This window comes from Rhizobacter sp. P3_C12 (assembly GCF_056402735.1).
Map to the genome: position 1 here is coordinate 33711 of NZ_JBFUGW010000011.1, position 19168 is coordinate 52878.

Sequence of the window (19168 nt, forward strand, 5' to 3'; positions counted from 1 at the left end):
ACCCGTGACCTTGCGCGGCCGGGGTTCGCGGGGCTGATAACCTCACGCCCCGTGCGGACCGTCCTCGCCCCTCTCGCCGACCGTGTGCTCGGCACCGAACCCAAGCAGCGCTTGCGGCTCGTGCAATGCGGCGTTGCGATGCTGCTGGTGCTCGGCAGCGTGCTCAACATGCAGTACCTCGTGGTCGCCGGCCTCGCGCCCGCCGGGCCCGTTGCGCTGTGGAGCGCGCTGCTCGCCGGCGGCTTCGCGGTCTTCTTCGGCGTGATCCGCAGCGGCCTCAACCTGAAGCTGCCCGACCCGGCGCTGACGCAGGCGCAGATGGTGTTCGCGATCGTCTGCGGCGCGGCCGGCTACGCACTGGCCGGCGCGGGCCGCGGCGGCGCCTTTCCGATCCTGATGGTGATCTTCATGTTCAGCATGTATGCGCTGCCACCCGCCCAGGTGATGCGCATCGCGCTGTTCGCGGTCGCGCTGTTCGGCGCGACGATGGCGGCGATGGCCTGGCACGACCCGGCCACCTACGAGCCGGCGGTCGAATGGGGCCACTTCATCATGATCGCGATCATGGTGCCGGCGATCGCGGTGCTGGCCGGGCAGCTCAGCCGCCTGCGCGAGCGGATGCGGCGGCAGAAGAAGGAGCTGTCGGTGGCGCTCGCGCGCATCCAGGACCTCGCGACCCGCGACGAGATGACCGGCCTGATCAACCGCCGCCACATGCAGGAGTTGATGGAGCAGGAACGCCAGCGCGGCGTGCGCTCCGGCTACACCTTCTGCCTCGCGATGATCGACCTCGACGGCTTCCGCAAGATCAACGACCAGCAGGGCCACGAGTTCGGCGACCGGCTGCTGAAGCGCTTCGCCCGCGAGGCGATCAACGTGATCCGCATCTCCGACCTGCTCGGGCGCTGGCAGGGCGAGCAGTTCCTGCTGCTGCTGTCGGACACCCGCGCCTCGCTCGCACGCCTCGGGCTCGAGCGGCTGCGCGAACGCATCTTCGCGATGCAGATCGATGCGCAAGGGCCGCCGATGCACGTCAGCTTCTCGGCCGGCGTCACCGAGCACCGGGCCGGCGAATCGGTGGCCGAGACGATCGCGCGTGCCGACCAGGCGCTGCGCGCGGCCAAAGGGGCGGGGCGCAACCGCGTGGTACTCGCATGAGTGCCCCCTTGCCGGCGCGCCACTTTTTTCTCGCGGTGCTGGTCGTCGCGGTCTGGGGCACCAACTTCGTCGTCATCAAGCTCGGCCTCGCACACCTGCCACCGCTGCTGTTCGCCGCACTGCGCTTCACGTTCGCGCTGCTGCCTGCGGTGTTCTTCCTGCCGCGCCCGGCGGTGCCGTGGCGCAACCTCGCGGCCTACGGGCTGCTGATCGGCGTGGGCCAGTTCGGCGTGCTGTACCTCGCGATGCGCGGGCACATCACGCCGGGGCTCGCGTCGCTGGTCGTGCAGACGCAGGTGTTCTTCACGATCGGCCTGGCGATGCGCGGCACCGGCGAGGTCGTGCGCCCGTTCCAGTGGGTGGCGCTGGGGCTGGCGGCCGCCGGCATCGTCGTGATCGGTTCGCACACCGGCGGCGACACCACCGTGGCCGGCGTGCTGATGGTGCTGTTCGCCGCGCTGTCGTGGGCCGGCGGCAACATCGTCAGCCGCGCGGCCGGCCGCGTGAACATGCTGGCCTACGTCGTGTGGACCAGCGCGTTCGCGGTGCCGCCGCTGTTCATCCTGTCGTGGTGCTTCGAAGGCAGCGCGGCGATCGAGGCCGGCCTGCGCCAGGCCGATGCGGTGACCTGGGCCTCGGTGCTGTGGCAATCGGTCGGCAACACGCTTTTCGGCTACGCCGCCTGGGGCTGGCTGCTGGCGCGCCACCCGGCAGCCACCATCACGCCGATGGCGCTGCTGGTGCCGGTGTTCGGCATGGCCGCGTCGTCGTGGTGGCTGGGCGAATCGCTGCCGGCCTGGAAGCTGATCGCCGCCGGGCTGGTGATGGCGGGGCTGGCGCTGAACCTGTTGTGGCCGCGCTGGCGGCCCGCCGGATAGCAGACTTCCGTTCGCCCTGAGCAGGGACTGAGCCTGTCGAAGGCCCGTCCGTCGAAGGGTAGTGCCCGAAGCGCGCAAGGCCTTCGACAAGCTCAGTCCGACCCTTCGACAGGCTCAGGTCCTTCGACGGGCTCAGGGCGAACGGATGTGGATCAGACCCGCTCGATCACCACCGCAATGCCCTGGCCGACCCCGATGCACATCGTGCACAGCGCATAGCGCCCGCCGCTGCGGTGCAGCTGGTTCACCGCGGTCGTCACCAGCCGCGCACCGCTCGCGCCGAGCGGGTGACCGAGCGCGATCGCGCCGCCGTTCGGGTTGACGCGCGCATCGTCGTCCTGCAGCCCGAGGTCGCGCAGCACCGCGAGGCCCTGCGCTGCGAACGCCTCGTTCAGCTCGATCACGTCGATCTGGTCGAGCCGCAGCCCGGTCAGCGCCAGCACGCGCCGCGTCGCCGGTGCCGGGCCCATGCCCATGATGCGCGGCGGCACGCCGGCCGTCGCCATGCCGAGCACGCGAGCCCGCGGCGTCAGGCCGTGGCGCGCCGCGGCGGCTTCGCTCGCCAGCAGCAGCGCACAGGCACCGTCGTTGACGCCCGAGGCATTGCCGGCCGTCACCGTGCCGTCGGGCCGCACCACGCCCTTCAGCTTCGCGAGTGCTTCCAACGAGGTCTCGCGCGGGTGCTCGTCCTGCGTCACGACGAGCGCTTCGCCCTTCTTCTGCGCGATCGTCACCGGCGTGATCTCGGCATCGAAGAAGCCGGCCTTCTGCGCCGCGACCGCCTTCAGCTGCGAGGCCAGCGCCATCCGGTCCTGCGCGTCGCGCGCGATGCCGAAATCGGCCGCCACGTTCTCCGCCGTCTCGGGCATCGAATCGACACCGTGCAGATCCTTCATCAGCTTGTTGACGAAGCGCCAGCCGATGGTCGTGTCGTGGATGGCCGCGTTGCGGCTGAACGCGCTCTCGGCCTTCGGCATCACGAACGGCGCGCGGCTCATGCTCTCGACACCGCCGGCGATCATCAGGCCGGCCTCGCCGCTGCGGATCGCGCGCGCCGCGCTGCCCACCGCGTCCATGCCCGAGCCGCACAGCCGGTTGATCGTCATGCCCGGCACGCCGATCGGCAGGCCGGCCAGCAGCGCCGACATGCGCGCCACGTTGCGGTTGTCCTCGCCGGCCTGGTTCGCGCAGCCGAACAGCACGTCGTCGACCGCGTCCCAGTCGACGCGGGTGTTGCGCGCGATCAGCGCCTTCAGCGGGATCGCGCCAAGGTCGTCGGTGCGCACCGACGACAGCGCGCCGCCGTAGCGGCCGAAGGGTGTGCGGATCGCGTCGCAGATGAAGGCATCGGTCATGACAGTCTTTCAGGCGATCAGCGGCAGGCCGCTCAACCGCTGCAGTTCATCGAAGGGCAGGCCGTTGAAAGTCTCCACGACTTTCAGGCCCGCGGCCGTCACGTCGATGACAGCCAGGTCGGTGTAGATGCGGCTCACGCAGGCCACGCCGGTCAGCGGGTAACTGCACTCGGCAACGATCTTGCTCTCGCCGGACTTGGTCAGGTGCTCCATCATCACGAAGGTCTTCTTCGCGCCGATCGCCAGGTCCATCGCGCCGCCGACCGCGGGGATCGCATCGGGCGCCCCGGTGTGCCAGTTCGCCAGGTCGCCGCGCGCCGACACCTGGAACGCGCCGAGCACGCAGATGTCGAGGTGGCCGCCGCGCATCATCGCGAAGCTGTCGGCATGGTGGAAGAACGCGCCGCCGGCCAGCAGCGTCACCGGTTGTTTACCGGCATTGATCAGGTCGAAATCCTCGTCGCCCGCGGCCGGCGCCGGGCCCATGCCGAGCAGGCCGTTCTCGCTGTGCAGGAAGATCTCGCGCTCGCGCGGCAGGTGGTTGGCCACCAGCGTCGGCAGGCCGATGCCGAGGTTCACGTACGCGCCCTCGGGGATGTCGCGCGCCACACGGGCCGCCATCTGGTCGCGTGTCATGACAGCCCCTCGGTCGATGGGTACATCGCCCGGTCCCCCGAGGGGACGGCGGGCCGGCTTGGGAGCGGCCCGGCGCTCGGCCCGCTCGCGTCGGCGTGCTTGAAGCCGGCCGGGCCGGTGGCACTGCGCGGCACCTGCACGATCCGTTGCACGAAGATCCCCGGCGTCACGATGTGCTCCGGGTCGAGCTCGCCGAGCGCCACCACCTCGTGCACCGACGCGATGCTCAGCTTCGCCGCCATCGCCATGATCGGCCCGAAGTTGCGCGCGGTCTTGCGGTAGACCAGGTTGCCCCAGCGGTCGCCGCGCTCGGCCTTGATCAGCGCCACGTCGGCATGGATCGGCGACTCGAGCACGTACATGCGGCCGTCGATCTCGCGCGTTTCCTTGCCGCGCGCGAGTTCGGTGCCGTAGCCGGTCGGCGTGAAGAAGCCGCCGATGCCGGCCCCGGCCGCGCGGATGCGCTCGGCCAGGTTGCCCTGCGGCACCAGCTCCAGCTCGATGCGCCCGCTGCGGTACAGCCCGTCGAACACCTGCGAGTCGACCTGGCGCGGAAAGCTGCAGATGATCTTGCGCACCCGCCCGGTCGCGAGCAGCGCGGCCAGGCCCGTCTCGCCGTTGCCGGCGTTGTTGTTGACGATGGTCAGGTCGCGCGCACCTTGCGCGATCAGCGCATCGATCAGCTCGCCCGGCTGGCCGGCGCCGCCAAAGCCGCCGATCATCACCGTCGCGCCGTCGGGCACGCCGGCCAGCGCGTCCTGCACCGAATCGCAGAGCTTGTTGATCATGCTGTTCCTCGCAAGACCCGGGCTTCGTCAAAAAGTTCTTTTGACGAACTCGAGTTCTTTATGGGAACAGTTTAAACCGCCCAGGCGGCCCGTCTCAAGCCGCTTTTGCGAGTTCGTCCATCGCGTAGACGCGGCCGAAGCGGTTTGCCAGGAAGTCGGCCAGCTTCACGTCTTCCTGCCGCACGAAGCCTTGCTGCGGCAGCTGGCCGTTCGCCAGCATGTCGAGGATCGCGCACAGGCTGCTCGCGGTGGTGATCTGGATCGCGCTGCGCAGCTTGCCGGCCAGCACGTGCGCATAGGTCTTGCGCGCGTAGGTGCTCTGCACGAGGCGCCCGTCCTTCATGCCGGAGACGGTGACGAACACGATCACCACGTCCTGCATCGTCGTCGGCACGGCCTGTTCGAGGATGTCCTTCAGCACGTCGCGCCGGTCCTTCAGCCGCAGGTCGTGCAGCAGCGCCTTCATGATCGCGGCGTGGCCGGGGTAGCGGATCGTGCGGTAGTTCAGCGTGCGCACCTTGCCGGCCAGCGTCTCGCACAGCGTGCCCAATCCGCCCGAGGTGTTGAAGGCCTCGTACAGCACGCCGTCGAGCGAGAACTCCTCGCGCTCCTCGAGCGCCGGCACCTCGCGCTTCACRCCGTCGACGATCGCCTCGCAGGGCTCGCAGTACTCGTTGATGACGCCCTCGGTGCTCCAGGTCAGGTTGTAGTTCAGCGCGTTGCTCGGGTAGGCCGGCAAGGCGCCGACGCGCATGCGCACGCTGTCGAGCGTGTCGAAGCCGCTCGCCAGGTCGGCGGCGACGATCGAGATGAAGCCGGGCGCCAGCCCGCACTGCGGGATGAAGGCGGTGCTGGCGCCCACCGCCAGCTCGCGGATGCGGCGGGTGCTGGCCACGTCTTCGGTGAGGTCCAGGTAGTGCACGCCGGTGTCGCGCGCGGCCTGCGCGACCTTGGCCGTCAGGTGGTAGGGCGCCGCGCTCAGCACCGCGAAGCGGCCGCGCAGCGCGGAGCGCAGCTGCTGCGCATCGTTCACGTCCAGCACCAGCGTCGACAGCCCGGGCGTGCCGGCCATCTCGGTCGCGATCTCGGCCAGTTGGGTCGCCGAGCGGTCGGCCACCGTCACGGTGTAGCGCTCACCAGCGGTCGCCGAGGCCAGCAGGGCCCCCACCACGGAGCCGATCTTGCCGCCGCCGATCACCAGGATGTCTTTCATTGCCGCCTCGCGTGCTGTGGGGAGTGACGGCGATTGTCGGCAGCATCAGATCAAAAGGCAGCTTGAAATTCAACGAAACGACGGGCACATTCCGGCATATCGCCGATACGCTCCGACGAAATGCACAAAACCATCCTCGACAAGACCGATCACGCGCTGCTCGCGCTGCTGCGCGAGAACGCCCGCGCCTCCACCGCCGAGCTGGCGCGGCGCCTGGCCTTGTCGCGCACCACGGTGCAGAGCCGGCTGGAGCGGCTGGAGCGCCAGCGCGTCGTCGCCGGCTACACGATCGTGGTGCCCGATGAACTCGAGGCGGCACTGGTCCGTGCCCATGTGCTGATCACGGTGGCGCCACGCCAGAGCGCCGCGATCGAGGCGGCGCTGCGCAAGATCGCCGAGGTGCGCGTGCTGCACTCGGTCAGCGGCCCGTTCGACCTGATCGCGATCGTCGCGGCGCAGTCGATCGGCGAGCTCGATGCGCTGATCGACCGCATCGGCGCGCTCGAAGGCGTCGAGCGCACCACGTCGGCGATCGTGCTGTCGACGCGAATAGAGCGGTAAAAGTCACGGACGACAGCCCGCTACCCCTATTTCCTGTCAGAGTTAGCAGGTGTGAGGACGGGTGTCCCTCGGGATAATGAACTTCAAGTCAAGGCACCCGCGGCCGAAAATCTCGCAAGCGCGTCCCTCGTGCAACACATGATCTCCGGCGGCCCGCCATTCGCATGAAAGAAGCCATCTCCCCATTGGTCATCGATGTCCAGGAACTGCGCGTCGGGATGTTCGTTCATCTCGACGTGGGCTGGATGGCGCACCCGTTCCCGCTCAGCAGCTTCAAGCTGACGACGCCGGACCAGATCGCGACGATCCGCAGCCTCGGGTTGCCGCGCGTGCGCTGGAGCCCGGACAAGAGCGATCCGCCGCCCGTTGCCACGCCGCCGGCCGAGACGCCGGCCGCGCAGGCACCCGTTGCGGCGCCGGCCGCCCCCGCCGAACCCCCCGAAGTCGCCGAGCGCCGCCGGCTGCGCGAAGCCCTGGCGGCCGAGCGCGCATCGCTCGCCGTCTGCGAGCGCCAGTTCGCCGAGGCCACCAAGGCCTGCCGCATGACGCTCGAGCTGGTGCTGACCAAGCCGCAGCAAGCCCGCGAGAACACCGAGGCGCTGAGCCGCGCCTTCGTCGACAAGATGCTGTCGGCGCAAGATTTGTGCATCCGCCTGCTGAGCGACGGCATCGGCGACAAGGCGTCGATGCATTCGGTCAACGTGGCCGTGATCTCGCTGCTGATGGGCAAGACCTTCGGGCTGTCGCAGGCCGAGATGATGGACCTGGGCGTCGGCGCGATGCTGCACGACATCGGCAAGATCGAGCTGCCCGACCGCGTGCGCCACCGCGAAGAGCACTTCACGAACGCCGAGACGCAGTTCTACCAGGAGCACGTGACGCACGGCGTCGCGCTGGCCAGGAAGATGGAGCTGCAGCCGGGCGCCGCGCTCGTGATCGCGCAGCACCACGAACATGCCGACGGCAGCGGCTTTCCGCTCAAGCTCAACAGCGACCGCATGACGACGGCGGCGCGCATCGTCTCGCTGGTGAACCGCTACGACAACCTGTGCAATCCGCACGTGCCGTCGCGCGCGCTGACGCCGCACGAGGCGCTGTCCACGCTGTTCGCGCAGAGCAAGGCCAAGTTCGACACCGCGATCCTCGGCGCCTTCATCCGCATGATGGGCGTCTACCCGCCCGGCTCGACGGTGCAGCTCACCGACGACCGCTACGCGATGGTGGTGTCGGTCAATTCGACCCGGCCGCTGAAGCCGCGCGTGCTGGTGCACGACCCGAAGGTGCCGCGCGACGAAGCGCTGATGCTCGACCTGGAGCAGACGCCGCGCCTGGGCATCCGCCGCAGCCTGAAGCCGCAGCAGCTGCCGACGGCATCGCTGATCTACCTGTCGCCGCGCGCCCGCGTGGCCTATTTCTTCGAGCCGGAGCAGGTGCCCGAGACCGCGGACGCCGAGGCCGTTGCATGACGGTCGGCGAGCCGGCGCGGGGCCTCGACGCTTCGATCGACGGCTTGCCTGACGGACTGCTGGATGGCCTGCTCGAGGCGGTGTGGCTGGTCGACGCCGGCAGCCTGCGGATCCGCTCGGTCAATGCCGCGGCGGCCGAGCTGTTCGGTGTCGAGGCCGCGTCGCTGCGCGGGCGCGGTGCCACCGACCTGTGCGCGACGCCTGAAGACCTGGTGTTCTGGAGCGAGGCGTCGACCGGCGTCGTCGACGACATCGTCTCCGACACGCTGGTGCGCCACGCGAGCGGCCGCCTGCTGCCGGTGACGCGCCGCGTGAGCCGCATCGGCGCCGACCTGTTCCTCGTGACCTGCCGCGACCGCAGCGCGCAGCGCGCCGCCGAAGAAGAGCTCGAGACCCGCCTGGCCGAGCTGCGCGCGACGCTCGAGTCCACCGCCGACGGCATCCTGGTGACCGACCTGTCGGGCCACATCCGCAGCTTCAACCACCGTTTCGCCGGCCTGTGGGCCCTGCCCGAGGAGGTGCTGGCCCGGCGCGACGACGAGGCGGTGCGCGACTGGATGCGCGCAAGCGTCGTCGACGGGGCCGACTACGAGCGCCGGCTCGCCGCGATCCACGAGGCGACGATGCTGCAGACCAGCGACGTCTTCACGCTGCATTCGGGCCGCGTGCTGGAGCGGCTGACGCTGCCGCAGTGCACGCGCGGCCACCCGATCGGCCGCGTGTTCTCGTTCCGCGACATCACCGAGAAGCTCGCCGCCAGCGCGCGCATCGAGGAGCTGTCGCACACCGATGCGCTGACCGGCCTGCCGAACCGCCGCCTGCTGGCCGACCGCATCGAGTTCGCGCTCGCGATGGCGCAGCGCGGCGGCAACCCGTTCGCGCTGATGGTGCTGAACCTCGACCGCTTCAAGCAGATCAACGACACGCTCGGCCTCGGGGTCGGCGACCGCGTGCTGCTGGAGGTCACCGACCGCATCAAGGATTGCCTGCGCAACGTCGACACCGTGGCGCGCCAGGGCGGCGACGAGTTCGTGCTGCTGGTGCACCAGGCCGACGCCACCGCGGCCGAAGCCACCGCGCGGCGCGTGATCGACGCGATGGCCCGCCCGTTCACGCTCGACGCCGTCAGCTTCACCGTCACCTGCAGCATCGGCATCGCCATGAGCCCCGCCGACGGCGACAGCGCCGACGACCTGCTGCGCCGCGCCGATGCGGCGATGCACCACGTGAAGGAAGCCGGGCGCGCGAGCTTCCGCTTCCACCAGCCGCGCGGCGATGCCGGCCAGCGCGTGGACAACTCGCCGATGCGGATCGACCACGCGATGCGCCAGGCGCTGGTGAGCGGCCAGTTCCGGCTGCACTACCAGCCGCAGATCGACCTGAAGAGCGGCCAGGTGATCGGCGCCGAGGCGCTGATCCGCTGGCGCGACCCGGTGCTCGGCGAGGTCTCGCCGGGCGAGTTCATCCCGGTGGCCGAGGAGAGCGGCTTCATCATCCCGATCGGCGACTGGGTGCTGTCGCAGGCGGTGCGGCAGGCCGCCGCGTGGCGCGCCAACGGGCTGGAGATGCCGGTGTCGGTCAACGTCTCGGCGCTGCAGTTCCGCCAGCCCGACTTCATCGACCGCGTGGCCGGCGCGCTGAAGGGCGCGAACCTGCCGGCCCGGCTGCTCGAGCTGGAGCTCACCGAATCGATCCTGATCCACGACGCGGCCGGCGCGCTGCAGCGCCTGCAGGCGCTGCAGCAGCTGGGCGTGCAGATGGCGATCGACGACTTCGGCACCGGCTACTCGAGCCTGGGCTACCTGAAGCGCTTCCCGATCGCGCGGCTGAAGATCGACCGCAGCTTCATCAAGAACCTGCCCGACGACACCAGCGATGTCGCGATCGTCAACGCCATCATCCAGCTCGGCCGCGCGCTGAACCTGCGCGTGATCGCCGAAGGGGTCGAAACCGAGCCGCAGCGGCAGTTCCTGCTCGACGCCGGCTGCGACGAGTTCCAGGGCTTCCTGTTCGCGCCGGCCCTCGACCACGGCAGCTTCGAAGGCCGCGTGAACCGCACGGCGCCGGCCCGCACCGTGCGATTGGTGCACCCGGTCGGCGKCTGACAGCCCCTCGACACGGTCGGACATCGTCCGACATCCCTTCCCGAGCCCCCGGCAAAAGCCGTACGCCGCGCCCCGGTTTGCGGTTTTGCCTTATTTTCGCGGGATCGTTGGAGGTTCCCGATGAATCCACTGGAGCGAATGCTGGAGGAGCGCGTCGAAGCGCTGGGCGTCCCGATGGCGGTGGTGCTGCCCGGTGGACAGCGGCTCGGCCATGCGCGGCCCACCGTGACGATACGGCTCAACGAGCTGGCGCCGCTGGTGCACATCGCCGGCGGCCAGGTCGGCCGGGTCGCGCAGGACTATGTCGAGGGCCGGCTCGATTTCGACGGCACCGTGCGCGACCTGATGGCCATCGCCGCGCAGCTGATCGACGACGACCCGACGAAGTCCGAGCCGAACGGTGCGCCGCTCGCGTGGTGGCGCAACATCACGCGGGCCGCGCGCTCGCGGGCACGCCACAGCACCGAATCGGATGCGCAGCAGGTCCAGTTCCACTACGACGTCTCGGACGACTTCTACGCGCTGTGGCTGGACCCGCTCAAGGTCTATTCCTGCGCCTACTTCCGCGAAGGCAGCCTGTCGCTCGCGAAGGCGCAGGAGGCCAAGCTCGACCACATCTGCCGCAAGCTGATGCTGCGCGAGGGCGAACGCTTCCTCGACATCGGTGCCGGCTGGGGCGGGCTGCTGATGTGGGCCGCGCAGCACTACGGCGTGCGGGCGCATGGCATCACGCTGTCGAAGAACCAGCATGCGCACGTCAACGGGCTGATCGAGCGCAGCGGGCTGGGCGGGCGGGTCACGATGGAGCTGCGCGACTACCGCGAGCTGCCGGAGGACGCGCCGTTCGACAAGATCGCCTCGGTCGGCATGTTCGAGCACGTCGGCCACGGGCAGCTGCCGGCCTACTTCGACAAGATCCGCCGGCTGCTGAAGCCGGGCGGCCTGCTGATGAACCACGGCATCACCGCCGGCAGCACGCGCAACGAGCAGCTGGGCGCCGGCATGGGCGACTTCATCGAGCGCTACATCTTCCCCGGCGGCGAGCTGCTGCATGTCTCGCACGTGCTGAAGGTGATGAGCGAATCGCAGCTCGAGCCGGTGGACGCCGAGAACCTGCGCCCGCACTACGCGCGCACGCTGTGGGCCTGGAGCGCGGCGCTGGAGCACCAGCTCGAGCGCGCGCGCGAGCTGACCGGCGAATCGGTGGTGCGCGCCTACCGGCTCTACCTGGCCGGCAGCGCGATGTGCTTCGAGCAGGGCTGGATCTCGCTGTTCCAGATGCTGGCCGCGCGGCCGGACGGCAACCCGGCGCGCGGGCCGATGCGCGGCGCACAATCCGAATTCCCGTTCAACCGCGAGTACATGTACCGATGATCTACAAGTTCAAATCGAAGGCGGCCGGCGACGTGATCATGATGGGCCCGAACGGCGACCAGGTGCTGCGCCTGATCGGCAAGGCGCCGGGTGCGACGGGCATCATCGAGCCGGCGCAGATGCCGGCGGCCATCGCGGCGCTCGAAGCCGCGATCGCGCAGGACGAGGCGGCGCGCCAGCAGGCCGAGCAGGAGGCGGCCGCCGAAGGCAGGAAGCTGCCGCCCGCCGAGGGCGTGGGCCTGCGCCAGCGCGCCTGGCCGCTGGTCGAGATGATGAAGCGTTCGCAACCGGCCGATGCCGGCATCACCTGGGGTGTCTGAGGAGGAGCAGCGATGAAACTGTGGAGCGACAGCTGGATCAACGGCGACCGGATTCCGGCGCGCTATGCAGCCGGGCGGCTGGAGGGTGCGACGGGCGTCGCTTCGGGTGTCGTTTTTTCCGACAACCTGAACCCGCACCTGGCATGGAGCGAGGTGCCGCAGGGCACGCAATCGCTCGCGCTGATCTGCCACGACTTCGACGTGCCGAGCCGCGGCGACGACGTGAACCAGGCCGACCGCGAGGTGCCGAGCGACCTGCCGCGCGTCGACTTCTTCCATTGGGTGATGGTCGACCTGCCGGCCGGCCTCTCGGCGATCGCCGAGGGCGAGTTCAGCCGCGGCTTCAGCGCGCGCGGCAAGCCGGGCCCGCAGGCGCTGCACGGCGCGCGGCACGGCCTGAACGACTACACCGGCTGGTTCGCCGGCAATGCCGAGATGGCGGGGCAGTACTTCGGCTACGACGGCCCGTTCCCGCCGTTCAACGATTCGCTGGTGCACCACTACGTGTTCACGCTGTACGCGCTCGACGTGGCGCGCACGCCGGTCGACGGCGTGTTCAGCGGCGCGCAGGCGCGCGAGGCGATCGCCCGGCACGTGCTGGCGGAAGCCACGCATTCCGGCACCTACACCCTCAATCGCCGACTGATTTGATGACAACCCCCACGTCGCTTCGCTCCTGCCCCCCGAGAGGGCGATCAGCCGCCTTGAGGCGGCTCGGCGCCGGCTGATATGCAGCTCACTCGAATCCTCGCGATCCGCCACGGCGAGACCGCCTGGAATGTCGATGGCCGCATCCAGGGCCACACCGACATTCCGCTGAATGACAAGGGCCGCTGGCAGGCCGGCCGGCTGGGCGCCGCGCTGGCGCACGAGCAGGTCGACATCGTGTTCGCGAGCGACCTGCAGCGCGCGTTCGAGACCGCGCAGGCGGTCGCGCGGCCGCACGGGCTGCCGGTGCATGCCGACGCCGGCCTGCGCGAGCGCAGCTTCGGCATCTTCGAAGGCTGGACCTTCGCCGAGATCGAGGCCCGCTGGCCCGAGCAGAGCCTGCGCTGGCGCCGGCGCGATCCCGACTACGGCCCCGAAGGCGGCGAGAACCTGCAGCAGCTGTCCGCCCGCTGCGTCGGCGCGGTGACGCGGCTGGCCGAGGCCCACCTCGGCAGCAGCATCGCGATCGTCGCGCACGGCGGCGTGATGGACTGCCTGTACCGCGCCGCGGCCCGCATCGACCTGCAGGCGCCGCGCTCCTGGCAGCTCGGCAACGCCAGCATCAACCGGTTGCTCTACACGCCCGAGGGCTTCACGCTGGTCGGCTGGAACGACACGCACCATTTCGATGGGTTGGACGGCCCGTCGCTCGACGACCCCGGCAACGCGACCGGCCTGGCCGCCACCGACCGCGTCGGGCACGCGGCATGATGCAGCCGCGCGTCGGCGATCCGGTCGCGGCCGTGCCGACACCGGCGCTGGTGATCGACCTCGACGCGATGGAGCGCAACCTGGCGCGCATGGCCGCGTTCGCCCGCGAGCATCGCCTGAAGCTGCGCCCGCACGCGAAGATGCACAAGAGCGCCCGCATCGCCGCGCTGCAGGTCGCGGCCGGCGCGGTCGGCGTGTGCGTGCAGAAGCTGTCGGAGGCCGAGGCACTGGCGGCCGGCGGCGTCGGCGACATCTACATCAGCAACGAGATCGTCGATGCGGCCAAGCTCGCGCGCGTGGCGGCCTTGGCCGGCCGCATCCGGCTCGCGATCGCGGTCGATTCATCCCTCGGCATCGACCGCCTCGCGCTCGCGCTGAAGGCGGCCGGCACCTCACTCGAGGTGTTCGTCGAGATCGACGTCGGGCAGGGCCGCTGCGGCGTCGCACCCACAGCGGCCGGCGCGCTCGCGCACCAGGTGGTGTCGCACGGCCTGCGCCTCGCCGGGCTGCAGGCCTACCACGGCAAGGCCCAGCACCTGCGCTCCGCCGACGAACGTGCGGCGGCGATCCGCCATGCGGTGGCGCTGGTGCGCGCGGCGCAGGCCTCGGTCACCGGGGCCGGCATCGCGTGCCCGCTGGTCACCGGCGCCGGCAGCGGCAGCTTCGCGCTGGAGGCGGCCAGCGGCCTGTACGGCGAGCTGCAGGCCGGCAGCTACCTGTTCATGGACCGAGACTACGCCGACAACCAGCCGACGCCGGGCGCGCCGGTGTTCGAGCATGCGCTGTTCGTCAAGAGCCAGGTGGTGAGCCGCGGCGCGTCGCATGCGGTGGTCGACGCCGGCCACAAATCGCATGCGATCGACAGCGGCCTGCCGCGCACCTGGCAGCGCGACCTGGTGTTCGCCAACGGCGGCGACGAGCACGGCATCCTGCACCCGGGGCGCGATGCGCTGCCGGCGCTGGGCGACACCGTGTGGCTGGTACCGGGGCATTGCGATCCGACGGTCAACCTGCACGACCGCTATGTCGCGGTGCGCGGTGGGCTGGCCGACGGCGTCGTCGAAGGGCTGTGGCCGGTGGACGCGCGGGGCTGCCTGGTCTGATCTGACGCCGCGCGGGGCGGTGAAACTCCCGTGGTCGCGGCCCGCGCGGCGGCGCACCATCGCCGGATGACGGATTCACAGATCATCGTCCTCGCGACGCCGCTGTTCCTGCTGCTGATCGCCATCGAGTTCGCGGTCGGCGTCGTTCGCCGCCGCAACACCTACGTGACGGCCGATGCGCTGAACAGCATCGGCCTGGGGATCATGAGCCAGGTGCTCAACGTGTTCAGCAAGCTGTTGATGGTCGGGCTCTACGCGCTCGCTTTCGAGACGCTCGCGCTGCACCCGCTGCCGCAGGACGCGGTCTGGGTCTGGGGCGCCGGCCTGCTGGTCTACGACTTCTGCTACTACTGGCACCACCGCCTCGGCCACACCGTCGCGGTGCTGTGGGCCGCGCACGCGGTGCACCACCAGAGCGAGGAGTACAACCTGTCGACCGCGCTGCGCCAGACCAGCACCGGCTGGCTGTTCGGCTGGATCTTCTACCTGCCGATGGCGGTGGCGGGCTTCCCGCCGCTGGTGTTCGGCGTCGTCGCGCTGATCGACCTGCTCTACCAGTACTGGGTGCACACGCAGCAGATCGGCCGGCTCGGCTGGTTCGACCGCTGGTTCTGCGCGCCCAGCAACCACCGGGTGCACCATGCCGTCAACGACCGGTACCTCGACAAGAACTACGGCGGCATCCTGATCGTCTGGGACCGGCTGTTCGGCAGCTTCATCGAGGAAGACGATGCCGAGCCCTGCGTCTACGGCACGCGCACGCCGCTCGCGAGCTGGAACCCGCTGTGGGCCAACCTGCACGTCTACTGGGACATCGCCCAGGATGCCTGGCATGCACGGCGCTGGCGCGACAAGCTGCGGGTGTGGATCGAGCCGCCGGGCTGGCGGCCGGCCGATGTGGCCGAGCGCTTCCCGAAGCCGGCCTTCGACATCGCCGCGCGCCGCAAGTACGACCCGCACCGCTCGCGCGCGGCGGCGCTCGTCGCCGGCGGGCTGTTCCTGGTGCTGCTCGGCGCGACCAGCGTCTTCCTGTGGAATGCGCACCGGATGCCGGGCGCCGTGCAGGCCGGGGCCGCGGCGGGGATCCTGCTCGGCTTGTGGGCGGTCGGCTGGGTGTCGGAGCACGGGGTGCGGTGGCCGGCGGCACGGCAGGTCGCGCAGCCGCGGTGATCACTGGCGTTCAAGACGCCGCGAATCCGCCCCGGCAGCATGGCAGGCCCTGAACGCAGAATGCCGCCATGTTCACCAGCCCCGGTTTCACGCCGCCCTACACCGCCTCCGGCCGCAGCGCGCTGGTCGCCGCACCGCCCTGGCACTACGCCGGCTGGCTGCTGAACATCGCCTTCGGCTTCGATGCCGCGCGCGGTGCCGATCTGCTGCCCCCTTCGATCGGCCGCACGACGGGCCAGGGTTGCGTTCACTTCGCCGACTGGCAGGCCACCACCGACGGCAGCGAGCTGCTCGACCCGGTGCAGGCGCAGTACCGCGAGACCATCGTCGTGCTGGAGATCGAACGCGCCGACGGCAGCCGCTGCGGCATCTGCCCGGCGATCTGGGTCGACCAGGATGTCTCGATGCTGCGCGGCCTGCTGCAGGGCTGGCCGAAGAAGATGGGCAGCACCTGGCTCACGCGCAGCCTGCCGCTCGATCACCCGGCCGCCGCGCCGCTGCGCGCCGGCACGCGGCTCGGCGCGAGCCTGGCGGTGAAGGACCGCCGCCTGATCGAGGCCGAAGCCTGCCTGACCGGCGCGCCGGGCCGGCCGCTCGGCTTCCTCGCGATGCCGACCGTCGGCGTCGTCGGCTTCCCCGACCTGCGCGAGCCGGCGCGCCCGCCCGAGCTGCGCCTGCTGCGCGCCGACATCGCCCAGCCCACCACGAGCGGCTGGCATGCGGCCAGCGCGTCGCTGCGGGTGTTCGAGCACCCTCTCGAGGAGCTCTCGCTGCTCGGCGACCTGCAGCCCGGCGATGCGAGCGCCGGCTGGTGCGGCCTGACGGTCATCGGGGCGCGCGATGCCTGAGCCCGGCCTGCCGCGGCATTCGAGCGTGCGGCGCTGGCATGTCGACGGCCAGCCGGCGCTCGAGCAGGTGATGCACCACCGGCCGGGGCAGGAATGGGCGCCGCACTGGCATGAGGAATGGTCGATCGGCGCGGTGCTGGCCGGCCGCTGCCGCTTCAGCCTGGGCGGGCGCCGGCACACCGCGTCGGCGGGCGACCTGCTGGCGATCGCGCCGGGTGCCGTGCACACCTGCGGGCTCGATGCGGGCGAGGGTGGCGACACGCGCGTCGTGATGGTCTATGCCCCGCTGGCGTGGCTGGCGGCGCTGGGCGTGGCGATGCCGCGGGGCAGTGCGTGTGGGCCGATGCCCGCGCTGGCCGCCGAAGCGCAGGGCTTGTGCGACAACGACCGCGACAGCGCCGGCGCAGCGGCCTGGCTGAGCCGCGCGGCGGCGGCGCTGGCCGATGGCCGGTCGCTGCTGCCGGGCGATCCGGATCCCCCGGGCCGTGCGGCGCGCCAGGTGCTGGCCGCACTGCAGCGGGCCGCGGCGGCGGCCACCGGCGAGCACATGCTCGCGATCGACGAACTCGCCCGCGACTGCGCGCTCAGCCGCGAACATTTCCACCGCGTCGCGACCCGCTGGCTGGGACTGAGCCCCGGCGACTACCTGCGCGCCGCCCGCATGGCCCGCGCCCGCCGGCTGCTGCTCGACGGCGCATCGATCGCGCAGGCGGCGCAGGCCTGCGGTTTCGCCGACCAGGCGCACCTGACGCGCTGGTTCAGCCGCCACTTCGGCTACACGCCCGGCGCGCTCGTGCAGGCGGCCCGGCCCCCCTTCGCGGGCCCCCAGGCGACCTCGCATTGACGCCCGGCCGGCGAGGTCTAGACTTCCTGCAGGTCCTTCATCGGGGCCCGTCTGGAGGGTGATGCGATGTCAGTCAAGCGGATGACCAAGGGTGCCCGGCCCCACTCGCTGGGCGCATTCAAACCGGTCGGCCACGTGGTCGTCGCGCTGCCGAGCGACGAGCTCGCGCGGCAGGCGATGCAGGCCCTCTTCGATGCCGGCTTCGACGACGATGACGTGATGTTCATCACCGCCGAGGAAGAAGGCGCGCAGATGCAGCACATGCTCGGCCACGCGAGCCAGCTGGCCGGTTTCGGCTACGAGGTGACGCTGATGCGCCGCTACCAGCAGCTCGCCGGCGAAGGCTGCGGCTGGCTGCTGGTGTACGCGCCCGACACGGCGCACGCCGAGCGCGTCGCCGAGGTCGTCAAGCGCTTCGATGCCCGGCTGGCCGAGCGCTACCACTGGCTGGTGGTCGAGGACCTGATCTGAGCTGACGGGGCAGCGGCCCCAGCGGCAGCTCAGTTGTCGAACAGGTCGCTCGCGGCCCGCGTCGGCGTCACGCCCAGGTGCCGGAAGGCCGCCAGCGTCGCGACCCGGCCGCGCGGCGTGCGCTGCAGGTAGCCCTGCTGGATCAGGTAGGGCTCGATCACGTCCTCGATGGTCTCGCGTTCCTCGCCGATCGCCGCGGCCACGTTGTCCAGGCCGACCGGGCCGCCGTCGAAGCGGTGGATCACCGCCTCGAGCAGCTTGCGGTCCATCACGTCGAAGCCCTGCGGGTCGACGTCGAGCATCGCGAGCGCCTTGTCGGCCAGCGCCTTCGAGATGCGGCCGTCGCCCTTCACGTCGGCGTAGTCGCGCACGCGCCGCAGCAGCCGGTTCGCGATGCGCGGCGTGCCGCGCGAGCGGCGGGCGATCTCGAACGCGCCCTCGGCATCGGTCGGCACGTTCAGCAGCCCGGCCGAGCGGTGCACGATGCGCGCGAGTTCGTCGGCGCTGTAGAACTCCAGCCGCGAGACGATGCCGAAGCGGTCGCGCAGCGGGTTGGTCAGCATGCCGGCGCGCGTGGTGGCGCCGACCAGCGTGAACGGCTGCAGGTCGAGCTTGATCGAGCGGGCGGCCGGGCCCTCGCCGATCATGATGTCGATCTGGTAGTCCTCCAGCGCCGGGTACAGGATTTCCTCGACGACCGGGCTCAGCCGGTGGATCTCGTCGATGAAGAGCACGTCGTTCTTCTCGAGGTTGGTCAGGATCGCCGCCAGGTCCTTCGGCTTCTCGAGCACCGGGCCCGAGGTCTGGCGCAGGTTCACGCCGAGCTCGTTGGCGATGATGTGGCTCAGCGTGGTCTTGCCGAGGCCGGGCGGGCCGAACAGCAGCACGTGGTCCATCGCCTCGCCGCGCATGCGGGCCGCGCTGATGAAGATCTCCAGCTGCTCGCGGACCTTGGCCTGGCCCACGTACTCGGCCAGGCCCTTCGGGCGCAGCGCCCGTTCGATCGCCTCTTCGTTGGGCGAGCTGGGCGCAGCACTGACCACGCGCGGTGGCAGGCTGCCGAAATCGTCGGTCTGGATGGCCATGTCGCATTATCGACGGCGCCGGCGAACGCTTGCGTTTGCTCACCCGGTGTGCAGGAAATGTGCAGAGGCCGTCCGGACGGCTGCGGCACAATCGGACCATGACCTCCCGCCATCCTGCATCGCGATGGGCCGTCTGGGCCTTTGCGCTGGCGCTGCTGCTGAAAGCCGCGGTGCCGATGCTGGCGGGTATGTCGGCGCAGATGCAGGGCAAGACGCTGGTCGAGGTCTGCACGGTCTACGGGGTCGCCACCGTCGCGCTCGACGACAGCGGCGAGCCGAAGCCGGCGCCCGCCGACCACGCCGGGGCGCATGGCAGCGAGCATTGCGCGCTGTCGGCGGTGCTGGCGCTCGCGGCGCCGCAGCCCGGCCCGGTC

Annotated in this window: 19 protein-coding genes and 1 pseudogene; 15 read left to right on the forward strand and 5 right to left on the reverse strand. The window is 70.7% G+C overall.

The window, feature by feature from the left end; all coding sequences use genetic code 11:
- Positions 1-51: 51 nt before the first annotated feature.
- Both AC1DXV_RS03885 and AC1DXV_RS03890 read left to right on the forward strand, forming a co-directional pair.
- Positions 52-1158, forward strand: a complete 1107-nt coding sequence (locus AC1DXV_RS03885) for a GGDEF domain-containing protein (RefSeq protein WP_477867736.1) — start codon at positions 52-54, stop codon at positions 1156-1158.
- Positions 1155-2036 carry an EamA family transporter gene (locus AC1DXV_RS03890; RefSeq protein WP_477867738.1) on the forward strand — a complete coding sequence of 294 codons (882 nt, stop codon included), beginning with the start codon at positions 1155-1157 and terminating at the stop codon, positions 2034-2036. Before AC1DXV_RS03885 ends, AC1DXV_RS03890 begins: the two co-directional genes overlap by 4 nt.
- A gap of 152 nt (positions 2037-2188) precedes the next feature.
- Here AC1DXV_RS03890 and pcaF read toward each other — a convergent pair whose 3' ends face one another.
- The 4 genes and pseudogenes from pcaF to AC1DXV_RS03910 form a co-directional block, all read right to left on the reverse strand.
- Positions 2189-3391: a 3-oxoadipyl-CoA thiolase gene (pcaF, locus tag AC1DXV_RS03895; protein ID WP_477932561.1), complete on the reverse strand. Its 1203-nt coding sequence runs from the start codon at positions 3389-3391 to the stop codon at positions 2189-2191.
- A gap of 9 nt (positions 3392-3400) precedes the next feature.
- A complete protein-coding gene (locus tag AC1DXV_RS03900; RefSeq protein WP_477871605.1) occupies positions 3401-4027 on the reverse strand; it encodes a 3-oxoacid CoA-transferase subunit B in 627 nt (208 codons plus the stop codon).
- Positions 4028-4146: 119 nt separating this feature from the next.
- Positions 4147-4815, reverse strand: a pseudogene (locus tag AC1DXV_RS03905) (3-oxoacid CoA-transferase subunit A); the annotation flags it as partial.
- Positions 4816-4909: 94 nt separating this feature from the next.
- Entirely contained in the window at positions 4910-6028 is a 1119-nt protein-coding gene (locus AC1DXV_RS03910) for a saccharopine dehydrogenase family protein (RefSeq protein WP_477932563.1), read from the reverse strand.
- Between the two features lie 120 nt (positions 6029-6148).
- On the opposite strand from AC1DXV_RS03910, the gene AC1DXV_RS03915 reads away from it, so the two are divergent.
- From AC1DXV_RS03915 to AC1DXV_RS03970, 12 genes are all read left to right on the forward strand, one after another.
- Entirely contained in the window at positions 6149-6589 is a 441-nt protein-coding gene (locus AC1DXV_RS03915) for an Lrp/AsnC family transcriptional regulator (protein WP_047510267.1), read from the forward strand.
- 164 nt (positions 6590-6753) lie between these two features.
- Entirely contained in the window at positions 6754-8055 is a 1302-nt protein-coding gene (locus AC1DXV_RS03920) for a cyclic di-GMP phosphodiesterase (protein ID WP_477932565.1), read from the forward strand.
- Positions 8052-10160, forward strand: coding sequence for a putative bifunctional diguanylate cyclase/phosphodiesterase (locus AC1DXV_RS03925; protein ID WP_477932567.1), 2109 nt, complete (start codon positions 8052-8054; stop codon positions 10158-10160). The genes AC1DXV_RS03920 and AC1DXV_RS03925 overlap by 4 nt, the downstream gene beginning before the upstream one ends.
- Before the next feature lie 120 nt (positions 10161-10280).
- Entirely contained in the window at positions 10281-11534 is a 1254-nt protein-coding gene (locus AC1DXV_RS03930; RefSeq protein ID WP_477932569.1) for a class I SAM-dependent methyltransferase, read from the forward strand.
- Complete coding sequence (locus AC1DXV_RS03935) at positions 11531-11854, forward strand: DUF1840 domain-containing protein (protein ID WP_477932571.1); 324 nt, start codon at positions 11531-11533, stop codon at positions 11852-11854. The genes AC1DXV_RS03930 and AC1DXV_RS03935 overlap by 4 nt, the downstream gene beginning before the upstream one ends.
- Positions 11855-11866: 12 nt before the next feature.
- A complete protein-coding gene (locus AC1DXV_RS03940) occupies positions 11867-12505 on the forward strand; it encodes a YbhB/YbcL family Raf kinase inhibitor-like protein (protein WP_477872540.1) in 639 nt (212 codons plus the stop codon).
- Between the two features lie 78 nt (positions 12506-12583).
- The gene (locus AC1DXV_RS03945) at positions 12584-13273 is read left to right on the forward strand and encodes a histidine phosphatase family protein (RefSeq protein ID WP_477872538.1); all 690 of its coding nucleotides are present in this window, start codon (positions 12584-12586) and stop codon (positions 13271-13273) included.
- Complete coding sequence (locus tag AC1DXV_RS03950; protein WP_477932573.1) at positions 13270-14376, forward strand: DSD1 family PLP-dependent enzyme; 1107 nt, start codon at positions 13270-13272, stop codon at positions 14374-14376. The genes AC1DXV_RS03945 and AC1DXV_RS03950 overlap by 4 nt, the downstream gene beginning before the upstream one ends.
- 66 nt (positions 14377-14442) lie before the next feature.
- The gene (locus tag AC1DXV_RS03955) at positions 14443-15546 is read left to right on the forward strand and encodes a sterol desaturase family protein (RefSeq protein WP_477932575.1); all 1104 of its coding nucleotides are present in this window, start codon (positions 14443-14445) and stop codon (positions 15544-15546) included.
- 68 nt (positions 15547-15614) lie between these two features.
- Complete coding sequence (locus AC1DXV_RS03960; RefSeq protein ID WP_477872916.1) at positions 15615-16394, forward strand: acetoacetate decarboxylase family protein; 780 nt, start codon at positions 15615-15617, stop codon at positions 16392-16394.
- Positions 16387-17238 (forward strand): helix-turn-helix domain-containing protein, encoded by an 852-nt coding sequence (locus AC1DXV_RS03965; RefSeq protein WP_477932577.1) that lies wholly within the window; start codon positions 16387-16389, stop codon positions 17236-17238. Before AC1DXV_RS03960 ends, AC1DXV_RS03965 begins: the two co-directional genes overlap by 8 nt.
- A 66-nt stretch (positions 17239-17304) precedes the next feature.
- On the forward strand, positions 17305-17709 hold the full coding sequence (locus AC1DXV_RS03970; RefSeq protein WP_477932579.1) for a hypothetical protein: 405 nt from the start codon (positions 17305-17307) through the stop codon (positions 17707-17709).
- A gap of 29 nt (positions 17710-17738) precedes the next feature.
- On the opposite strand, the gene ruvB is transcribed toward AC1DXV_RS03970, so the two are convergent.
- Positions 17739-18794 carry a Holliday junction branch migration DNA helicase RuvB gene (ruvB, locus tag AC1DXV_RS03975; RefSeq protein WP_477870258.1) on the reverse strand — a complete coding sequence of 352 codons (1056 nt, stop codon included), beginning with the start codon at positions 18792-18794 and terminating at the stop codon, positions 17739-17741.
- Between the two features lie 98 nt (positions 18795-18892).
- Here ruvB and AC1DXV_RS03980 point away from each other — a divergent pair.
- Positions 18893-19168: DUF2946 family protein (locus AC1DXV_RS03980; RefSeq protein ID WP_477932581.1), on the forward strand; the 276-nt coding region annotated here is incomplete at its 3' end.